Raw genomic sequence first — 21127 nt, 5'->3', positions numbered from 1 at the left:
TTTCTTAAAAAATATCCAGACTACCTTTACCTTCCCTTATAACTTCTGGTTCTCCAGTGGATAGGTCAATAACTGTGGAGGCTATATTTCCTCCATATCCCCCATCAATAACTATATCTACCAAGTTCTCCCATTTTTCAAATATAAGTTCTGGGTCGGTTGTATATTCTAAAATATCGTCTTCATCATAGATAGAAGTAGAAACGATAGGATTGCCCAATTCTGTGACCAAGGCCTTCACAATTTCATTATCGGGCACTCTTATTCCTACAGTCTTCTTTTTCTTAAAATCCTTTGGAAGGTTATTATTGCCCGGCAGAATAAAAGTATAGGGGCCGGGAAGCGCTCTTTTTAAAATTTTGAACGTTACCGAATCTATTTGCCGCACAAAATCTGAAAGCTTACTTAAATCGGGGCAGATAAATGACCAGTTCGCTTTTTCCAACTTTATCCCTTTTATACGAGCAATTTTTGCCAAAGCTCTAGAGTTAGTGATATCGCACCCCAAACCATAAACAGTATCAGTGGGATAAATAATCAACCCGCCTTTTCGTAGCACGTTCCCAATTTTCTCCACCAGTTTAGGGTTTGGGTTTTCTTCATAAAGCTTTATCAGCTCTGCCATTCTTCTTTAGTTAAAATAAGACTCTTCGAAATTTGAAATGCAATAATCTAACAATCAAATTATATACAAAGTAACAAAGATTATGGGCAAAACCCTTTAATCATCTTATTTGGTGGTCTAAAAATTCCAATACCCCTCAATATTACCATTCGTTTTCTCAAACCTTTGATTCATCAAATAGAATAAGGCATCAATTCATTTTAGCCCAATTCCACACAAAATAACAGTCACCTTTATCATGCTGAATTTTGAAAACATCACTTTTTATTGATACATCATGATTCTTAAATCTTTATCCAAAATCTTCTTTTTATCGATGATAGTTACCTTTCTCAATTGTATTGACAAAAAGAGTGAGGATACTTTTGATCAGGACTATGACAACGGCAGGGATATTGTATACGGCCTAAACCAGCTTCTCAATGAATTGGCCAGTATTGATTCAAAAAACGCTGCCCATCATGAATCAACAATGGAGTTAAATGCTAGAATTGTAAAAACTATAGAGAGTATTAGCACTCCCGCTCTTCTAGATGAAGTAAAAGAGCACTATTTCCGTAAAAAACCAAGTTTTTTATTTGCTATTTCCGAAGATGAAAACGTAGTAGTTTTTTCATGGCATTTACCCAATAACCAATCAACCAACGATATTAAAAATCTTGCATTACATAAGATTGATGAAAAAGTAACACCTATTGCCCTTCATGGAAAGCCTACCAACTATAATGACATTTATACTTTAAAAACTGCGCAAGGAAACCCTATCTATATATTTGAGGGTTGGGAAGAGTCAACAGAAATTACGTATCGCAATAGGATTGATGCTTACTCTATTTCAGATAATACAGCCATCAAAGCTAAAGTATTTCCAAATCGGAAATACTCTTTGATTTCTGAATACTCATTTTTAGGTCATCATGCTCATGTTAGGTCAAGTATAGAAAAAGATGGGTCTCTTATTTTAATTCCTCAGGTTACGGGCTCAAAAATTATTTTCTCAGCCTTAGAGTTTGATGGAACACAATATACCAATACTTATTTTAAAGAATCATTAAAGCCTATTAATATTACCAATCAAGTTGGTTTAGCTCAAATTCGTTATTATTAACCTCTATTTAACTGTTAAGTACCTCTAGTTTTGCAAAGCGAAGCAATAGTTTTTTAATATCTCCTCTTTCAAATTGAATCTCAGCCTTTTTATCATTGCCAATTCCTTCAACCTTTAAAACCTTTCCTTTGCCAAAACGGGTATGGTTCACTAAAGAACCTTCAACCAGTTTAGGGTCAATTGAGCCAGTATTGTTTGTTGGAGCCGCAAGTTCAGGTTTTAGTTTCCTAAGTTTTCGCAGTTGATTCTCGTTGGGTTTATTTACAGCAGGGGAGCACCGTTCTTTGGTTTTATTTGGCGTAATTTGCTTTTATCCACATCACCAAAAATATCCGCATTTATCATGGATTTATATCGGTATCCATCATTAACGGGGGTAAGATTCTCAACATATTGCTCTTCAATCTCCTCTAAAAATCTACTAGGTTCCGCATCAATAAGCTTTCCCCATCTATATCGGTTTTGTGTATAGGTAAGAAATGCCTGCTTTTCGGCCCTTGTCAATGCCACATAAAACAATCTTCGTTCTTCTTCCAATTCGCTTCTGGTGTTCATACTCATTGCTGAAGGGAATAGGTCTTCTTCCATCCCAACAACATAGACATACGGGAATTCCAATCCTTTGGCCAAGTGAATTGTCATTAATGCCACCCGGTCATCATCTCCTGTATCCTTATCTAAATCTGTTGCCAAGGCAACGTCTTCCAAAAATTCCGAGATAGCCCCAGTAGCATCGGCCAATTCTTTTTGACCTTCCACAAAATCTTTTATTCCATTCAAAAGCTCTTCAATATTCTCCATTCTGGCTATGCCTTCAGGAGTGCCATCTTTTTTGAATTCCAGTAATAATCCGGTCTTTTTGGTAACATGTTCAGCAAGAGCAAAAGCATCTGAGCCTTCGTTCATAATTTGAAAACTCTTGATCATAGTTACAAAATCACCCAACTTACGCTTGGTTCCCGTATTAATTTTTAAATCGAGCTTTTCCATGTGCTCCATCACCTCAAAAATGGAACGGCCATAATGATTGGCAGCTACAACCAATTTATCAATGGTGGTTTGACCAATACCTCTTGCAGGAAAGTTAATTACCCGTTTTAAGGCCTCTTCATCCTTGGGATTAATGACCATTCGTAAATAGGCCAGTACATCCTTGATTTCCTTTCGTTGATAGAAGGAAAGGCCTCCATAGATTCTGTATGGTATGTCCCGCTTGCGTAAAGCATCTTCAATAGCTCTTGATTGAGAGTTGGTTCGGTACAAAACGGCAAACTCCCCATTTTGCATCTGCTGTTGCATTTTATTCTCGAAGATTGAGCTGGCTACATATCTCCCCTCCTCCGCATCAGTAATACTTCTATGTATTTTTATCTTGTTCCCTTCATCGTTAGAGGTCCAAACAACCTTTTCTAATTGATTTTTATTCTGGGCAATAATAGAATTGGCAGCATTTACGATATTCTTTGTAGATCGATAATTCTGTTCCAAACGGTACATTCCTACGTCATCATAATCTCGTTGAAAGTTCAAGATGTTACTGATGTTGGCTCCTCTAAAAGAATAGATACTCTGGGCATCGTCTCCAACCACACAAATATTTTGGTAGCGATCTGACAATGCTTTTACGATAAGGTATTGGGAGTGATTGGTATCCTGATACTCGTCTACCAATATATACCTAAACCTGTCCTGGTACTTCATTAAAACTTCTGGAAAACGGGTCAACAACTCATTGGTCCGTAATAAAAGGTCATCAAAATCCATTGCGCCTGCCTTAAAACAGCGATCCACATAGTTTTGGTAGATTTCTCCAAGTCTGGGTCGTTTGGCCATGGCATCAGCCTCTACTAACTCTGGATTTTGAAAATAGGCCTTTACAGTAATCAGACTGTTCTTATAAGAAGATATTCTATTCTGTATTTGTTTGTATTTGTAAATATCCTTGTCAAGCCCCATTTCTTTAATGATTGAAGCAATCAATCTTTGGGAATCTTGGGTGTCATAAATTGTAAAATTGCTTGGGTAGCCCAGTTTATCACCATCAAAGCGTAACAATTTTGCAAAAACCGAGTGAAATGTTCCCATCCACAAATTCTTAGCTTCAGAATTACCAACAATTGTGGCAATCCTTTTTTTCATCTCACGAGCGGCCTTGTTGGTAAAGGTCAATGCCAGGATATTAAAGGAATCCACACCTTGATCCATCAAATGTGCGATTCGGTAGGTCAAAACACGGGTCTTTCCAGAGCCTGCGCCAGCAATAACCATTAGGGGGCCATCTTTGTGCAGTACAGGGGCTCGCTGCGCATCATTCAATTCATCCAAAAAACTATTCAAACGCTCAGGTATTTTAAAGTAAACGTGAAATTAGCCAATAATGGTTTCATGCTAAAATCATCCTTTCAATACTTATAAACACGAAACCACTTTTAATTTGATTTTGAATATATTTAGACACTCAATAATTAATAATGCGATACAATTATTTTTCCCTTTTACTTTTTGGTTTGATTTGTTTAGTTGGAAATGCTCAAAAGAAGCAAGCAGGCCCAGTAATAGAGAATTATGGTGAAGTTTGGCATATAGAAAATCCAGATTTTAGAACAGACACCAATGCAGAATTCAAGGTCGTTTTTGATATTATGAACAGCCCGGAGTCCCACACCGAAATTAACAGAAGTATTGAAACCGCTGCGCGATTCCTAAACATGCACGTGCAAGGTGGTGTTCCCAAAGCACAGCTCAAAGTAGCTTTAGTGGTTCATAACAAAGCTTCAAAAGATGTTATTGATAATGAAGCGTACAAATCCAGGTTTGGAGTTCCCAACCCAAATTATGATATGGTAAAAACGTTGACGGGCTCAGGCGTGGAAATAATACTTTGTGGCCAATCTTCAAATTCACGGAAATATCCTAAAAATGAGCTCATTTCTGGAACTAAAATTTCCCTTTCCGCAATGACAGCACTTATCCAGCTTCAAAATGAAGGCTATCAACTTATAAAATTTTAAATCCAACACATATGAACAAAATTCTCACACTTACCTTGCTATTAAACAGTTTCTCCATTTGGGCACAAGGCCCCAACTTGGAAAAGGATTATTCAGCAGTTGAAAACAAAGTGATTGAATGGAGACGGGACATCCATCAAAATCCCGAATTAAGCAATAGGGAGTTTAAAACTGCCGAGAAAATTGCAAAACATCTAAAGTCTCTTGGTATTGAAGTTCAGACTGGAGTAGCGGTAACTGGTGTTGTTGGCTTGCTTAAAGGCGACCAACCTGGTAAAGTGGTAGCATTAAGAGCAGATATTGATGCGCTACCCGTAACCGAACGTAATGACCTCCCATACAAATCGGAAGTAACTTCTGAATTTTTAGGCAAAAGTGTAGGCGTTATGCATGCATGTGGACACGATACCCATACTGCAATTTTAATGGGAGTTGCTGAAGTACTTTCCAAAAACAAAGACAAAATTAAAGGAACGGTAAAATTTATCTTTCAGCCCGCTGAAGAAGGACCGCCACCGGGTGAAGAAGGTGGAGCTTTGTTAATGGTAAAAGAAGGTGTACTTACCAATCCAAATGTAGATGCCATTTTTGGCCTTCATATCAACTCACAAACTCCAGTAGGAACTGTAAAATACAAGCCAGGAGGTAGCATGGCTTCCGCCCAGCGTTTCGTAATCAATGTCAAAGGAAAGCAGACTCACGGTTCCCAACCATGGGGAGGGGTTGACCCAATCCTAATAAGCGCAAAAATTATTGATGGTTTACAGACTATTATAAGCAGGGAAACCGAACTGATCAATGAAGCTGCAGTTATATCCGTTGGTAAAATAACCAGTGGAGTTCGTTCCAATATTATTCCTGAGAGCGCTGAAATGATTGGGACTATTAGAACTCTGGATTATGAAATGCAGAAATTCATTAACAAACGTATGGAAGAAATGGTGCCAGCCATCGCCAAGGTTTATGGAGGTGAAGCCACTATAAATATTCATACCTCTACGGCCATTACATACAATGATTTGGATTTGACCGCTCAGATGGCCCCTACCCTTAAAAAGGTAGCAGGGGAAGAAAATGTTACCATTCACAAAGCTATTACTGGTGCGGAGGATTTTAGCTATTTTCAAGAGAAAGTCCCTGGATTTTATTATTTCTTAGGAGGTATGACACCCGGAAGCACTGAGTCATTTCCACATCATACCCCAGACTTTAAAATTGATGACAGTGGTTTGTTATTAGGTGTAAAAACTATGACCCAACTGGCATTGGATTACTTGAATATGTAAGATGGAAACCTTATTGGATTTTTTGGCAAGTATTGCATGGTGGATATGGATTCTCATTATTCTACTTTTTGTAGCCATACGCGACATCTTTTTTCAAAAAGCGCATACCATAAGCCATAATTTCCCTATAGTAGGGCATCTAAGATATTGGTTGGAAAGTATTGGCCCAGAAATGCGCCAATACTTTGTTGCCAACAACCGGGAAGAACTACCCTTCAACAGAATAGAAAGAGGTTGGATTTATGCTTCTGCTAAAAAGGAAAACAATTATGAAGGGTTTGGTACAGATAGAGATATCTATTCTCATCAGCACATTTTTATAAAGAATGCCATGATCGGGTATCAAATGGCCCATGACCACACCAATATCGAAAACCCTTATTTTCTGCCGTGCGCAAAAGTAATCGGTGCGTATAACAAACGTTCAAAACCGTACAGACCAGCATCGGTTATCAATATTTCCGCCATGAGTTTTGGCTCGCTATCCGCGGCTGCGGTAAATGCCATGAATCTGGGTGTTGAAAAATGCCATGCTTATCACAATACAGGCGAAGGTGGCTTGTCACCCTATCATAAACAAGGTGGTGACGTTATATTCCATTTTGGAACGGGATATTTTGGTGTTAGGTCTAGGGAGGGTAATTTTTCTATGGAAAAAATGAAAATTTTGGTGGATGAAAATCCATGCATCAAAGCTATAGAAATAAAATTGTCGCAAGGGGCAAAACCAGGCAAAGGAGGTGTTTTGCCGGGAGCTAAAATAACTCCTGAAATTGCTAAGATACGAGGTGTTGAAGTAGGAAAAGATGTCCTCTCCCCTGCTACTCACAAAGCATTTAATTCTATTCCTGAACTGCTAAATCTTATTGAAGCTATAGCGAACGAAACCGGGCTTCCAGTAGGTATTAAGGCGGCTATTGGAAAAATGGAACAATGGGAAGAATTGGCTGATTTAATGAAGAAATCCGGAAAAGGACCAGATTTTATTACCATCGATGGTGGTGAAGGTGGCACTGGTGCGGCTCCTCCAAGTTTTGCAGATCATGTTTCTTTGCCTTGGGTCTATGGATTTGCATCAGTTTATAAAACCTTCAAGGATAGAGACCTTACAGATCGTATTGTTTTTATTGGGAGTGGAAAACTGGGCTTCCCCGCCAAAGCGGCCATGGCATTTTCCATGGGTGTTGATTGTATTAATGTAGCCCGTGAGGCGATGATGAGTATTGGTTGCATTCAAGCACAGGTTTGCCATACCAACAGATGCCCCGCAGGAGTAGCAACCCAAAGCAAATGGTTGCAAAATGGCATCAATATTCCTTTAAAATCGGACAGATTAGCCCAATATTTTAAAACCTTTAGAAAGGAATTCATAGAAATTACACATGCTGCAGGGTATGAGCATCCATGTCAGTTTACAATGAACGACATACAGGTTAATGTTGATGATGATTATCTAAGCAGTGATCTAGAAACTGTTTATGATTACAAAAAAACAGAGGTTCCATTTAGTTCTATGCAAGAACTTTATGACTGCTCTTATCTAGGCGGAAAGAGCGTTTTGAAAAAAACATCATAATTTAGCCTTCAAAATCAAAAAACAATAAATACAAATCTATGAAAAGACATTTACCAATTTTACTGGCACTATTGTTTACAGCTGCGGGACTTTCCCAGAAAAAGAGCGAGCTTTTTGCCGAAATAGAGAGCTTAAAAACCGAAATAAGAAATGTTGAGGGTGAGCTTGCACAATCAAAGCGAAAAATCTCTTCAAGCGAAGCAAAGGCAGAAACCTTGGAAAATGAAAATATAAGCCTCCGTGGTGCAAATGCAACGCTCCTGAAAAATCTGAGCAGTTTTTCGGAATTATCAAAAAAGAGCAGTGAAAATGTCAATGCTACCTTGGCCGCTTTGGATCGGAAGGAAAAACAACTCAGTGGAATTAATGAAATGATCGCATCCAATGATTCCACGGCTATTGTTTTATTAGGAAGAGTAAAACAGACCATGGGCAGCGAAGCCAAAGCTGATTTTGTAGATGGTGACATTGTTATGTCTAACAGTTTAAACACCTTATTTGGTTCTGACACCTCTTCTGATTTAACGGATGTAGGCAAAGCATGGTTAGAAAATGTGGCAAAAGTGATTATAGCCAACCCAACCTTAAAAACAAAAGTAGAGGGCTTGAATATTACTGGTGAATTTGGAGTAACCTTTGATCAGGTAAACACCATTTCCAAAGAGCTTGTAGGTTCTTTGGAAGTTTCTAATGAAAGCATTGGCATTTCAGTTAAAGATGGAAATTTTAAAGAAGGAATCACCATTAGACTACAACCTGATTATAAAGGTTTCTATGATAAGGTTAAACAAGATATGAAATCGTCTAATTAGTATTTTCTCTTTACTGAGGGGATTGTTGAGTCATATAACCTTTATTTTTCACCTTTTTTCCCGATATGGTATTGGAGTAAAAGCTTACCTCCTTATAACTCAATTGGTCTAAAGTTAGTGGGGTTTTGCTTAACCCCAACCAGTCTACTACTTCAGTAAAAGAATTGAATAATTCAAAATCAACACCTGTTACGGTTGAGATGGTCAAGTAATTACTATAATTATTATAAAAATCATCATTTATTTCATCCAAAATTTCAGTTGGTAAATCTAAAATAGGAACTTCTTGATTTCCTCCAGTAGCCTCAAAAGCTCTATAATCCCATGTAAAGAACCTTAAATTATTAATGTCAGATGTATTGTTTTCAGAAAATCTGACCACATAATAATCCAAATCATTTTTTTCATCTAAAAAAATGTTCCCTTTTTCGATTCCAAAATCAATATTCCAATCTGGCATGTTTACATCCAAATTATTTCCAAACAAACTGGCATAAAAACTTTTTCCTTCATTAAAATAAACAACAGTATTGTTATAAAGGTTTAATCCTTGTACAATTGGTAAATCTATATAATCTCTATATTGATCGTTAGGTTCCTGAACATTAAATATCTCATGATCTATATCTTTTACAACATCTTCTTGATCTTCAAATCCTGCCCTGTCAAAGACAAAACTACCTGGCATATGATCTGGTATGGTTAACTGAACCGATTCCTCTGCTGGGTTTAAATCAGCTTGGTTTAACGTAATCAGCGGAGTACTTGGATTAGGTTCAAATTTGTAATAGACATAATTCTCCTTTTTACCATCAAATAATTCTGGCCTCCCACCCAGGACACTTGTTCTTAAATAAATATCATCAGGATTATCATATGATACACCGACACTCGTTAAAAAACTTCCTGTTCCGCTACTAAAAGTGTCATACCCGGATCCTTTGGCCGAATACTTATTATAACCATTATCATCCTCTTCCAAATTGATATCTATTTTAACTTCATTGGTCAAATCGTATACCTCAGAAAAGTTTATTTCGTTTCTTTTCTCTCCCAATTTCATTTTATAGGTAGTAATCCGTAAGCCTTTATTTTGACCATCTCCTAAAAGGTTGAATTTTGAAATTGTATAAAATATAAAATCCTCTGTTATCAAATCCTCTGTATAAATTTTAGCAGAACCCAGTTCACCTTTAAGGACTTGAATCAGATTCCCTTGTGAATCATTAAAAAAGGTCCATATTGAGCTATACCTATCATTCTCATCCGCACCAAGATTGAATTCCATTAGCAAGTGCCTAATCTCTATTTTAAATTCTTGCTCTACAGTATTTTTTGACGCATCTTCAGAAATTACTTTAACTAAGGCTTCCCCAATCGGTATTTTATACGGGTTTATTTCGTAAGAGAACTGCTTTTCAGTGGTTGAAATCATTTCCGTATTATTAATTAGTATTCTCGTCTCCACTGAAGATTCATCTTCAATAGACACTTCAATAGTGGAATTTATCTCAACCTCATCTTCCAAGCCGCTAATGCTTATTAAAGGTGCTGTCTCATCTACCGCAACAACTTCATCATCATTTTTTGACTCTTGAGTTGGTTCACTATCGGAAGAACATCCAAAAAAAATTATTGTGAGTAAAGAAAAAGTTGATAGCTTCAATTTCATATTCCAATCAATTTTAAATCATTAAAAAGCAGCTGCTAAATAAAACTTTATTCACACTTTATGAAAGAAAAAACTACATAATTATTATAAATCAGGTAAAAGGTTTTCAATTGTACTTAATGAACAAATACTATTTAAAACTTTACTGCGTTTTATCTCTATAAAATCAAAAAAACCAACTATTCCATGACTGGAGATAACATCTTTCAACTTTTTGCCTATTTATTACCTGCCGTAGTAACCGGAGCCATTGCCTTTTACTTTTTTAGATTGCATACAAGAAATGAGGAGGGTCGAAGACGCTTTCTACTGCATAAAGATTCCCAAAAAGATACACTGCCCGTTCGGTTGCAGGCTTATGAAAGAATGGTCCTTTTTCTAGAAAGAATTTCGATTAACAGTTTGGTAGTGCGTGTTGCTCCAAAAGGAAAGGATAAGAACGATTATGAAAATTTGCTCATAAAACAAGTAGAAACAGAATTTGAACATAATCTTTCCCAACAAATTTATATGTCAGAGGAATGTTGGAACATCATAAAAGCCGCAAAAAATGCCACGATTCAGATTATAAGGTCCGCGGGTATGAGCGCGACGGACTCTCCAGACAAACTTAGAGAGGATATCTTGAACCAAACCATGGAAAAACAGTCTCCTTCTACCACTGCCCTGAGTTTTGTTAAGAAAGAAGTAGGTGAACTTTGGTAGTCCCTACTCTTGATGTTCAGGGTCTATAGGACTAGTTTCTTCGTTTTTATTTTTGGCATATAAATAACCTCTTTTCCACCACAAGGTCATCCGTTCTTTATTAAAAATAAGTGAGTTTGTAGTCAAAACGGTTGGCGTGTAATAAAAATTGATAATGGCATCCTTTTGATTGGCAACCAGTTTACCTATCCTAATATTTTGATTTTCAATTCTATCCAACATAAAGCTAAAAGTCGTGGTCATTAGCTCAAACGGGTTTCTAACGGGCATCCTGTTTAGATAATTAACCTCTGTGTGCAATACCACTACATCAATCTCTGTTGCACCTCTTTTTAATGCTTCTTCAATAGGAACCAAACTACCAAGTCCGCCGTCTGCATATTCGCAACCATTTCGTTTTGCAAGACTCATAAATGGAGTATAATTGGACGAAATCCAAATCCAATCACAAAATTCATCATAAGTACAATCATTAATAGACTTGTACTCTACCTGATTCAAGGATAGGTTGGATACTGTAACTACCACATCTGTTAAGCCTTTCTTTAAGATATCAAATTCCTCTGGTGTTACCGAGTCTCGTATTAATTGCCTAAGATTCTCACTCTCACCAAATGTCTTTTTACCACGCATGAAGTTCTTTACTACGTTCCAATGGTTAATGGAAATTACTTCTACACCGTGCTTTTTTTTAATTAAAAAAGGACAGTTGTTGAAAATGCTCTTTTGGTTCACTGAAGAGTAAATTTCCTTAATCTTATCCAACTTGTTCAGTGCTAAATGAGAAATCAACAAACTTCCAGTTGATGTCCCTACAAACAAATCGTATTTATGGTTGGCTTCTTGAATTAAAAATTGTGCAACCCCGCCTGCAAACGCACCTTTACTGCCTCCACCAGAAATCACCAATGCTCTCATTTACTCAATGCTTTGTCTAAATATTGTTGTTGTTCTTGCCCTAAAGATGGGTATATGGATTTAAGTCGGGCTATGTTTCCTTCTCCTTTCAAAAATTCCTTTAAAATGTTACGGGACGATTTTTTAAAATGCCAAACATGATGACTACAGGCTTCAACAAGATTCCTTAATGTTTTATCGTTAAAACCACCAATATTTTTTAAATATTGAAACGCCAAAAGGCGTACTTCAAAATGATATTCTGAACTTGTATAACTGCTTAACTCATCATAGTACTTTGGTTTTAATTCAGCATTATACTCTGGACTTACCAAGGCAAGAATCAACCAAAGTAACCTTACATTTTTATTGGGGAATCCAATGACATTGTTGGCTTTATCCAAATATGATTTTTGGTTATTCGGAAAATCAGTCCAAAGTCTGTGAAGTGCAGCCTCCATGGTTCTATAGCTCTTATCCAACAAAAGGCTTTCAAATTCTTCTTTAAGAAGCAAGGGTGTTTTCTCCAATGAAAGTGCAACCGCTTGTCTCACTTTAAGACTTTCTTCATTGAGTACTTTTTTCAGAAAATCCATGGATAGTTCATTACCATAATCCAAAATCAAACGGTTTTTCAAATCATCCGACTGTAACGTATCCCATTTATCTGTTAGAATAATTTTTGTTGAATCTGTTTTCTTCTTGATGTTGTTTTGAATATCAAAATAGGTGCAGATTGAAGTGCTTTTATCAATTAAAAAGTCTTTCACCTTTTCAAAAGGAAACTCAGATTCTTGTAACCAGCTTTCTTCAAAATCTGAAAGTTTCATCCCAGATGCTTTCTCCATTTCCCAAATAAAATCCGAAATAGTTACATTTTTATGTGCATATTGAGACAAATAGTTTTGGATTCCTTGTTTAAAATTGGCTTCCCCTACTCTTTCCTTCAACATAACAAGCGCCCAGGCTCCTTTCTCATAAAAGGTAAGACTGCCCGCACTAGAATTGGTCAACGCCTCTCCATTTCCATCTCCGGAGAAATTGTTAAGAGCCTCAGCCGTCTCTAATAAACGCCAATAAAAATACTCTTCCCCAAAAATCTGTTTTTCCGCTAAGTAAGCATAGTATGTGGCAAATCCTTCATGGAGCCAATGATGATCTCCACTTTGTTCCGTAACCAAATTTCCAAACCATTGGTGCGCTAGTTCATGTGCATTTACGTTGACATAGTTTTTATCAGCAAAAGCCATTGAATCCACCATAAAAGTGTTGGAAAAAATGGTAGCTCCTGTATTTTCCATGCCTGCATACAGAAAATCCTGTACTGGTATCTGTTTGTAATTCTGCCAAGGGTATGGTATGCCTATCTCTACCTCTAAAAAATCAAAAATTTCTTTGGTATACCTATACGTTGGTTCCGCTTTTAAACTATCCTTAGGTTCATAATATAATTCTATTGGAACCTGCGAAGAAGAAGTAACACTCTTTTTTTTAAAATTCCCTATAGCAAAAGCAACTAAATAGCTGCTCATGGGTTTGTTCATATTAAAAGTCCATACCTCTTTGTTACCATCTATGGAGCTTTTATCTACTAATTTACCATTGGAGAAAACAGATAATCCATTTTTTGTCGTGATGCGCATATCAAACTCCACCTTCTCATTCATATCATCAAAACTTGGTAACCAATGGCTCGTATATTTTCCTTGACCTTGTGTCCAGATTTGATTGTTTGAAGGATTCTCATCTTCCCAACCTAAAAAATAAACCGTTTGCTTGGGTTTAGTAGTATATTCAAGTTTTATGCTATATGAATCTCCTTTCTTGAATTTTCTTTTGACAGAAATCGTTTTTCCATCATTTGTAAATTTTACTTTCTCTAGATCTAACAAAACAGAAAGGAAATTAATCTTGACAGCATCTAGAAATATGGAATCCACATCTTTAAGAACCTGAAATTCATAGGTTACGGTGCCATTAATCCGTTTCTCCTCCGGAAATGCTTCAACCGAAACATCTGCTTTAATGAAATCCACTTTATCTTGTATTTGGCACAGAAGAATCTGTCCAAAAAGGAAAAAAAGAACGGCGGGGCACAGCTTCATCATTTGTAATTAGCAAAAGTCTTTCCAAATTACATATTTTAGTTTGATGAATCCCAATTTTCTTGAAACTCCCATTCCATACTTAAAAGGTGTAGGTCCAAACAGGGCTGATACCTTAGGGTCGGAATTGGGTATTCAGACCTATCGGGATTTGCTCCACCTATTTCCAAATAGATATCTTGACAAAACAAGTTATTATAAGATAAACCAACTTCAGCCTAGCGGAGCAGATGTGCAGGTAATTGGCAAAATTGTGCACATTAAAACAGTGGAACAAAAAAGAGGAAAGCGTTTGGTGGCCAGTTTTGTAGATGAAACCGGAGAAATGGAATTGGTCTGGTTCCGCAGTCATAAATGGATCAGGGAGAATCTAAAAATTAATGAACCTTATGTTGTTTTTGGTAAAACCAAGCGTTATGGAAGTACTTTTTCCATGCCTCACCCAGAGATGGAGCTGCTATCTGAGCATCGGAAAGGGTTAAAAATCTCTATGCAACCCATTTATCCTTCAACGGAAAAGTTGAGCAATAAGGGGATTACAAATCGTGTTATTGCCAAAATGATGCAACAACTCTTTTTGGAATGTAAAGGACAGTTTCCTAAATCTTTATCCACAGCTATCTTGGATGAGCTAAAACTAATTCCAAAAAGTGAAGCACTTTTCAATATTCATTTTCCTAAAAACCAAGAATTACTTGCCAAAGCACAGTTCAGGCTTAAGTTTGAAGAGCTATTTTACGTACAGCTCCAGTTAATCTCTAAAAAGCTCCTTCGAAAACAAAAAATTAAGGGGCTGTCATTTGATAAAGTAGGAGAAAACTTCAATACTTTTTTTAATGACCACCTTCCGTTTGAACTTACCAATGCGCAAAAGAGAGTTATTAAAGAGATTAGAAATGATATGGGCAGCAATGCCCAAATGAATCGTTTGCTTCAAGGGGATGTAGGCTCGGGAAAGACCATTGTTGGTTTAATGTGCATGTTGTTGGCCATTGATAATGGATTTCAAACTTGTTTAATGGCTCCCACAGAGATCTTGGCAAATCAACATTACAATGGCCTTAAAGAACTGTTAGGAGATATGGAAATCAATATCTCGTTGTTAACTGGCTCCACAAAAAAATCTGACAGAAACGGTATTCATGAGCAACTGGAAAATGGTGAGTTAAACATACTTGTAGGTACTCATGCTGTTCTAGAGGATAAGGTTCAGTTTAAAAATCTTGGTTTGGCCATTATAGATGAGCAACATAGGTTTGGTGTGGCACAGCGTTCAAAATTATGGCACAAAAATGAGATTCCTCCTCATATTTTGGTCATGACCGCTACCCCAATCCCTAGAACCTTGGCTATGAGTCTGTATGGGGATTTAGATATTTCTGTTATTGATGAGTTACCTCCAGGGCGCAAACCCATAAAGACGGTGCACAGGTTTGATAGTAACAGATTAAAGGTGTTCCAATTTATTAAAGATGAAATAAAAAAGGGAAGGCAAATCTATATGGTATACCCGCTAATTCAAGAATCTGAAGCTTTGGATTATAAAGATTTGATGGATGGTTATGAGAGCATTTCCAGGGATTTTCCCTTACCCGAATATCAAATATCCATTGTACATGGCAAAATGAAGCCAAAGGACAAAGATTATGAGATGGAACGCTTTGTAAAAGGCGAGACCCAAATTATGGTAGCTACTACAGTTATTGAAGTTGGGGTAAACGTACCTAACGCATCTGTTATGATTATTGAGAGTGGAGAAAGGTTTGGGCTTTCTCAACTACATCAATTACGCGGACGTGTTGGGCGCGGTGCTGAACAAAGTTTTTGTATTCTTATGACCAGCCATAAATTGTCTGAAGATGCCAAAACCCGTTTGGAAACCATGGTGCGTACCAATGACGGTTTTGAGATTGCGGAGGTTGACCTAAAACTACGCGGTCCTGGAGATTTAATGGGAACACAACAAAGTGGTATGCTTAACTTAAAAATTGCTGATATTGTAAAAGATAATCAGATATTAAAAACGGCAAGATACCATGCCTTACAGTTATTCAAAGACGACCCTAGACTGGAAAGAGAAGAAAATCGTTCCATTCTTTTTGCCTATACAAAAATGATGCAGCAAAAAACCATTTGGAATTACATAAGCTAAAATGCCCAGTTTTCACTGGGCATTTTGACTTTAAGCGGTTTTTAAAAGATAATGTTAGTTGATTGCTTCTCCTTTTTCGGCCTTAGCAATATTGGCCGCTACTCTATCTTTGTTAGCTTGGGCGGGTGCGTTCCCCATGGCTATTTTTAAATGTTTTAACGTTGACTTATGGTCCCCTAGGGCTGAATATCCCCTAGCTAAACCATAATGTACGGGCCAAGTGCCTTTATGATTTTTCACGTTCCATTTAAAAACTTCTAAAGCTTCTGTATTTTTTCCTTGACCAATAAGTTGCCTTCCATAACCATGCACCTGAAAAACTGTTCCCAAGGGCAATGCTTCTTTCATCAAAGCTTCAGCTTCAGCAGTTTTTCCTTGTTTTGTCAAAATCTGTGACTTTATACTCAGGTTATTGAACGTTTTCTGGCTAAAAAACTGACCTGCAATTGCAGCGTCAACCCATCCTAGCGCTTCATCCAAATCTCCACCATTGTTTTGTGCATAATTTGCCGCCTGCTCCCATGTCTGCCTATTGAACCCTGGAGATGTCTGTAATTTTTGACGTATATCCGCAAGAACGTTATTGGTAACTTCTGTTTCTACTTTAAAGGGAATCTGTTTCTTTTCCCAGTTTAAAGAAGCCACCGCTGAAGTAGCATCAACTTCATTAAAAGCATATGTAAGCTGCTCAACATGAGATATTTCCTTAGTTTCAACATCTACGCGGAGCGCATCTTCACTTGGCTCATAAAAGTAACTTCCCCAGGCATCATAATTTTTTGAAAATATAACTGTCGCTGAATTATCTTCATTTACAATCATATGTAGACCGTATTTTCCAGCGGGTAGTGTTTTTCCACCAATTGTTAGGTCATCTGAAGTTTTAAAAATAGTATTCTCATTGGCTCCCGCACGCCATGGAGATTCAGCAGCAGTACCAAATCCTAGGTTGTTCATACCATAAGGTACCAACGTTCCCCATACTTCTCTATCATTTACGCTAGGTCTAGAATAAACAATAGTAACATCCGTATTTCCAATACGCTGAGATATTTTTGCCATTTGGCTGCCACGTGGCAAGAAATCTAGCTGTGCAAAAGTACTATTGGAAATAAAAAAAACTGCAATAAGAATCATGGCCGAAACGGCCGAGTAACTTTTTTTCATTTGTTCGTTTTTGATTTGTTAATGAATAAACTTTTAGGTCGATCCTCTAAAGTAGAGCGCGTATTGTTTCCATAGCGTTACAGCAATGTTAAATTAGATTGAAACATGTTAAATTTCAATAGATTAAGTATAATATCTTCAAAATCAATACTTAAATTATATCGTATTTCTTAATCGTAAAGTAAACTTTTATCGGGAATTTCCTTTGAACAATGATTTCTTAAAATTACCTCGGATTGAATCATTGTCAACTGGATAACAATTGAGACAACTTTTGTTTGAAATCCACAAAAATCACACGTAAAGTAGAAAATCCGTTTTAAAACCAAGCTTGAACATCGTAATTTTCACAACTAAATACCAAGCTTTTTTTTTTCATATTTTAAATTTACCAGCTTATAATTATTGAACACAACTATGAGTAAGACACTATTTGATAAGGTATGGGATTCGCATACAGTGCAACGCATTAAAAACGGCCCTGATGTGATTTTTATTGATAGACATTTGGTACATGAAGTAACAAGTCCTGTAGCTTTTTTAGGACTTAAGAATAGAGGTATTAAAGTACTATATCCAGAACGCACTTTTGCCACAGCAGACCATAACACCCCAACGCTTAATCAGCACTTGCCCGTTAAGGATAAGCTATCTGCAAATCAGTTAAAGGCCTTGGAAGAAAATTCCAAAGCTCACAATATTCCTTATTGGGGTCTTGGTCATGAGAAAAACGGAATTGTTCATGTTATTGGCCCCGAAAACGGAATTACCGTTCCTGGGGCAACTATTGTTTGTGGAGATTCCCATACTTCTACGCACGGAGCATTTGGTGCCATAGCTTTTGGAATTGGAACCAGCGAGGTTGAAATGGTTCTTTCCACCCAATGTATTATGCAGCCCAAGGCAAAAAGTATGCGTATTAATATAGATGGAGATTTAAACATAGGTGTAACGCCCAAAGACGTTGCTCTTTTTATTATTTCGAAGCTTACTACCTCTGGTGCAACCGGATATTTTGTTGAATATTCAGGGCAAGTCTTTAGAGATATGTCTATGGAAGGGCGGATGACGGTATGCAATTTGAGCATAGAAATGGGAGCCCGAGGAGGAATGATAGCTCCGGATGAGAAAACCTTTGAGTATATAAAAGGAAGAGAATATACGCCAAAAGGTGCAGCATGGGATAAAGCCATGGATTATTGGCAGACGCTTTATTCCGATGAAGATGCCGTTTTTGACAAAGAGATTTCGTTTGATGCTTCTGAAATAGAACCAATGATCACGTATGGCACAAACCCTGGAATGGGTATCGGAATTCAAAATGGAATTCCACATGCCGACACTGTAGAAGGTGGGAATGCCACTTATAAAAAATCATTGGAATATATGTCTTTTAATGAAGGTGATTCCATGATTGGAAAACCCATAGATTTCGTGTTCTTAGGAAGTTGTACCAACGGTAGAATTGAAGACTTTAGAGCATTTGCCTCTATAATTAAGGGTAGAAAAAAAGCAGATAATGTCACCGCATGGCTGGTTCCTGGTTCGCACCGCGTAGAGGAAGATATTAAGACTGAAGGGATACTTGATGTTTTGCACGAGGCAGGTTTTGAACTAAGAGAACCAGGATGTTCCGCATGTTTAGCAATGAACGACGATAAAATTCCTGCAGGCAAATATGCTGTGAGCACATCAAACAGAAATTTTGAGGGAAGACAAGGTCCAGGTTCCCGAACACTGTTGGCCAGTCCACTAGTTGCAGCAGCGGCAGCGGTTACTGGAAAAGTAACGGACCCACGAGAATTAATGGAGGAAGTAATCGCTTAAATCAAAAGAACACAAAATGGCTTACGATAAATTCAACATACTTAAAAGTTCAGCAGTCCCATTACCAATAGAAAATGTGGATACTGATCAAATTATCCCAGCTCGATTCTTAAAAGCTACAGAACGAAAAGGTTTTGGAGACAACTTGTTCAGAGACTGGAGATACAACCCAGACAATACGCCCAAAGAACAATTTGTATTAAATAACCCTATTTATAAAGGGAAAATATTGGTTGGAGGTAAAAACTTTGGTTCCGGTTCTTCTAGGGAGCATGCCGCATGGGCTGTTTATGACTATGGGTTCCGCTGCGTGGTATCTAGTTTTTTTGCTGATATATTTAGAAACAACTGTTTAAATATAGGTGTTTTACCAGTACAAGTAAGTCCAGAGTTTTTGGACAAAATATTCACTGCAATCGAAAAAGACCCCAATACCGAGATGGAAATCAATCTTTCTGAACAAACCATCACCATTCTGGAAACCAGTGAAAGCGAAAGTTTTGTTATCAATGAGTATAAAAAGGAAAACATGTTAAATGGTTTTGATGACATTGATTACCTCCTGAACATCAAAAAAGAAATACAAGAGTTCGCGGAAGATACTTCGCTCTAACATAGCTTGTTTATAGGCAGATCACTATAACCAAAATGAAAACACGTACCATTGAAATAATGGATACCACCCTTAGGGATGGTGAACAAACATCGGGTGTGTCCTTTTCTTCATCAGAAAAGCTTACACTGGCCAAACTGCTATTGGAAGAACTCAAAGTGGACCGTATTGAGGTTGCATCAGCCAGAGTCTCAGAAGGGGAATTTAAAGCAGTTAAAAGTATTACGGATTGGGCAAAAACAGCGGGTTACCTATCTGCTGTTGAAGTGTTGACATTTGTGGATAAAGGTGTTTCACTGGACTGGATGGTGGAAACCGGGGCAAAAGTGCAAAACTTATTGACCAAAGGTTCTTTGAACCACCTTACCCATCAATTAAAGAAAACACCGGAGCAACATTTTAAGGAAATTGAAGCGGTAGTGACCAAAGCTCAAGCTTTGGGTATTGAAACCAATGTGTATTTGGAAGATTGGAGCAATGGAATGCGGAATTCACCAGAATATGTACTTCAATTTTTAGATTTCCTTACCGGTCTGCCCATAAAACGGATACTTCTTCCTGATACTTTGGGCATACTTACCTATCATGAAACCGCAGATTTTTTAGGGCAAATTATTAAGAGATATCCAAATTCACATTTTGATTTTCATGGCCATAATGACTATGATCTAAGTGTTGCCAATATCATGGAAGCTTTAAAAGCAGGTTGCCATGGATTACACCTAACTGTTAACGGTATGGGGGAACGCGCGGGCAACGCACCTTTAGCAAGTGCCGTTGCGGTAATCAATGATTTTTTGCCCGAAATTTCTATCGGAGTAAAGGAATCATCACTATATAAGGTGAGTAAATTGGTTTCGGCGTTTACAGGTTTTGGCATTCCTGACAACAAACCTATAGTCGGAGATAATGTTTTTACTCAAACAGCTGGAATACATGCTGATGGAGATAGTAAAAAGAACCTTTACTTTAATGATTTATTACCTGAACGATTTGGCAGAAAACGCAAATATGCTTTAGGAAAAACATCAGGTAAGTCAAATATTCAAAAGAATCTTCAAGAGTTAGGGTTAACACTTAATGATGATGAGCTTAAAAAAGTAACGGAACGCATTATAGAGCTGGGGGACAAAAAGGAAAGGGTTACCAAAGATGACTTACCGTACATTATTTCTGATGTTTTAAACAGTGAATTACATCAACAACGAGTTTTTGTAAAATCTTATGTGTTGACCCATTCAAAAGGTTTAAAACCCTCCACTACCCTTTCCATTGAAATTGATGGAAAGTCTTATGAGGAAAATGCCCAGGGTGATGGGCAGTTCGATGCTTTTATAAATGCGCTTCATAAAGTATATCAAAAAGAAAAACTAGAGTTACCAAAATTGGTGGATTATGCTGTTCGCATACCTCCCGGGAGTACATCTGATGCACTTTGTGAGACTATAATTACTTGGCGAACCAAAGAAAACGATTTTACCACCAGAGGTTTAGATTCCGATCAAACGGTATCTGCCATAAAAGCTACAGAAAAAATGCTCAATTTAATTTGAGAAACCAACCTATAAAAA

At 37.3% G+C, this 21127-nt stretch carries 15 protein-coding genes and 1 pseudogene; 10 read left to right on the top strand and 6 right to left on the bottom strand.

The genetic code is table 11. The annotated features are described in order from the left end of the window. Positions 1-4: 4 nt before the first annotated feature. Positions 5-625 (bottom strand): L-threonylcarbamoyladenylate synthase, encoded by a 621-nt coding sequence (locus LV704_RS17295; RefSeq protein WP_163422510.1) that lies wholly within the window; start codon positions 623-625, stop codon positions 5-7. Between the two features lie 316 nt (positions 626-941). Between LV704_RS17295 and LV704_RS17290 the strand changes: the two genes are divergently transcribed. Then, on the top strand, positions 942-1733 hold the full coding sequence (locus tag LV704_RS17290; RefSeq protein ID WP_163422511.1) for a hypothetical protein: 792 nt from the start codon (positions 942-944) through the stop codon (positions 1731-1733). A 7-nt stretch (positions 1734-1740) separates the two neighbouring features. Here the strand turns inward: LV704_RS17290 and LV704_RS17285 are convergent. Next, positions 1741-4070: pseudogene (locus LV704_RS17285) on the bottom strand (ATP-dependent helicase). Positions 4071-4204: 134 nt separating this feature from the next. Between LV704_RS17285 and LV704_RS17280 the strand changes: the two are divergent. Genes LV704_RS17280 through LV704_RS17265 form a run of 4 tightly spaced genes read left to right on the top strand, consistent with a single transcriptional unit; the run spans position 4205 to position 8418 of the window. Then, entirely contained in the window at positions 4205-4744 is a 540-nt protein-coding gene (locus LV704_RS17280; RefSeq protein WP_163422513.1) for a DsrE family protein, read from the top strand. Between the two features lie 11 nt (positions 4745-4755). Further along, entirely contained in the window at positions 4756-6030 is a 1275-nt protein-coding gene (locus tag LV704_RS17275) for an amidohydrolase (RefSeq protein ID WP_163422514.1), read from the top strand. 1 nt (position 6031) lies between these two features. Continuing rightward, positions 6032-7606 (top strand): FMN-binding glutamate synthase family protein, encoded by a 1575-nt coding sequence (locus tag LV704_RS17270; RefSeq protein WP_163422515.1) that lies wholly within the window; start codon positions 6032-6034, stop codon positions 7604-7606. 38 nt (positions 7607-7644) lie between these two features. After that, on the top strand, positions 7645-8418 hold the full coding sequence (locus LV704_RS17265) for a hypothetical protein (protein WP_163422516.1): 774 nt from the start codon (positions 7645-7647) through the stop codon (positions 8416-8418). Positions 8419-8428: 10 nt separating this feature from the next. Here the strand turns inward: LV704_RS17265 and LV704_RS17260 are convergent, their stop codons facing one another. Continuing rightward, positions 8429-10090, bottom strand: a complete 1662-nt coding sequence (locus LV704_RS17260; protein ID WP_163422517.1) for a hypothetical protein — start codon at positions 10088-10090, stop codon at positions 8429-8431. 186 nt (positions 10091-10276) lie between these two features. Here LV704_RS17260 and LV704_RS17255 point away from each other — a divergent pair, with 186 nt between their 5' ends. Then, positions 10277-10795 (top strand): hypothetical protein, encoded by a 519-nt coding sequence (locus tag LV704_RS17255; RefSeq protein WP_163422518.1) that lies wholly within the window; start codon positions 10277-10279, stop codon positions 10793-10795. Positions 10796-10798: 3 nt separating this feature from the next. Here the strand turns inward: LV704_RS17255 and LV704_RS17250 are convergent, their stop codons facing one another. Further along, the gene (locus LV704_RS17250) at positions 10799-11713 is read right to left on the bottom strand and encodes a patatin family protein (RefSeq protein WP_163422519.1); all 915 of its coding nucleotides are present in this window, start codon (positions 11711-11713) and stop codon (positions 10799-10801) included. After that, a complete protein-coding gene (locus LV704_RS17245; protein ID WP_233782074.1) occupies positions 11710-13728 on the bottom strand; it encodes a M1 family metallopeptidase in 2019 nt (672 codons plus the stop codon). Before LV704_RS17245 ends, LV704_RS17250 begins: the two co-directional genes overlap by 4 nt. Positions 13729-13843: 115 nt before the next feature. On the opposite strand from LV704_RS17245, the gene recG reads away from it, so the two are divergent. Further along, complete coding sequence (gene recG, locus LV704_RS17240; RefSeq protein ID WP_163422520.1) at positions 13844-15949, top strand: ATP-dependent DNA helicase RecG; 2106 nt, start codon at positions 13844-13846, stop codon at positions 15947-15949. Between the two features lie 54 nt (positions 15950-16003). Here recG and LV704_RS17235 read toward each other — a convergent pair whose 3' ends face one another. Then, entirely contained in the window at positions 16004-17116 is a 1113-nt protein-coding gene (locus tag LV704_RS17235; RefSeq protein ID WP_163422521.1) for a DUF2911 domain-containing protein, read from the bottom strand. Positions 17117-17533: 417 nt separating this feature from the next. Between LV704_RS17235 and leuC the strand changes: the two genes are divergently transcribed. From leuC to LV704_RS17220, 3 genes are read left to right on the top strand one after another with little or no spacing between them, the layout of a single operon-like run. After that, the gene (gene leuC, locus LV704_RS17230; RefSeq protein ID WP_163422522.1) at positions 17534-18943 is read left to right on the top strand and encodes a 3-isopropylmalate dehydratase large subunit; all 1410 of its coding nucleotides are present in this window, start codon (positions 17534-17536) and stop codon (positions 18941-18943) included. A gap of 16 nt (positions 18944-18959) precedes the next feature. Then, positions 18960-19556, top strand: coding sequence for a 3-isopropylmalate dehydratase small subunit (gene leuD, locus LV704_RS17225; protein ID WP_163422523.1), 597 nt, complete (start codon positions 18960-18962; stop codon positions 19554-19556). Positions 19557-19591: 35 nt separating this feature from the next. Then, on the top strand, positions 19592-21109 hold the full coding sequence (locus tag LV704_RS17220; RefSeq protein ID WP_163422524.1) for an alpha-isopropylmalate synthase regulatory domain-containing protein: 1518 nt from the start codon (positions 19592-19594) through the stop codon (positions 21107-21109). Positions 21110-21127 lie beyond the last annotated feature (18 nt).

This window comes from Flagellimonas sp. CMM7 (assembly GCF_021390195.1).
Taxonomy (GTDB): Bacteria; Bacteroidota; Bacteroidia; order Flavobacteriales; family Flavobacteriaceae; genus Flagellimonas.
The sequence above is the reverse complement of the archived record's forward strand: the minus strand, read 5'-3'. Positions and strand labels throughout refer to the sequence as shown.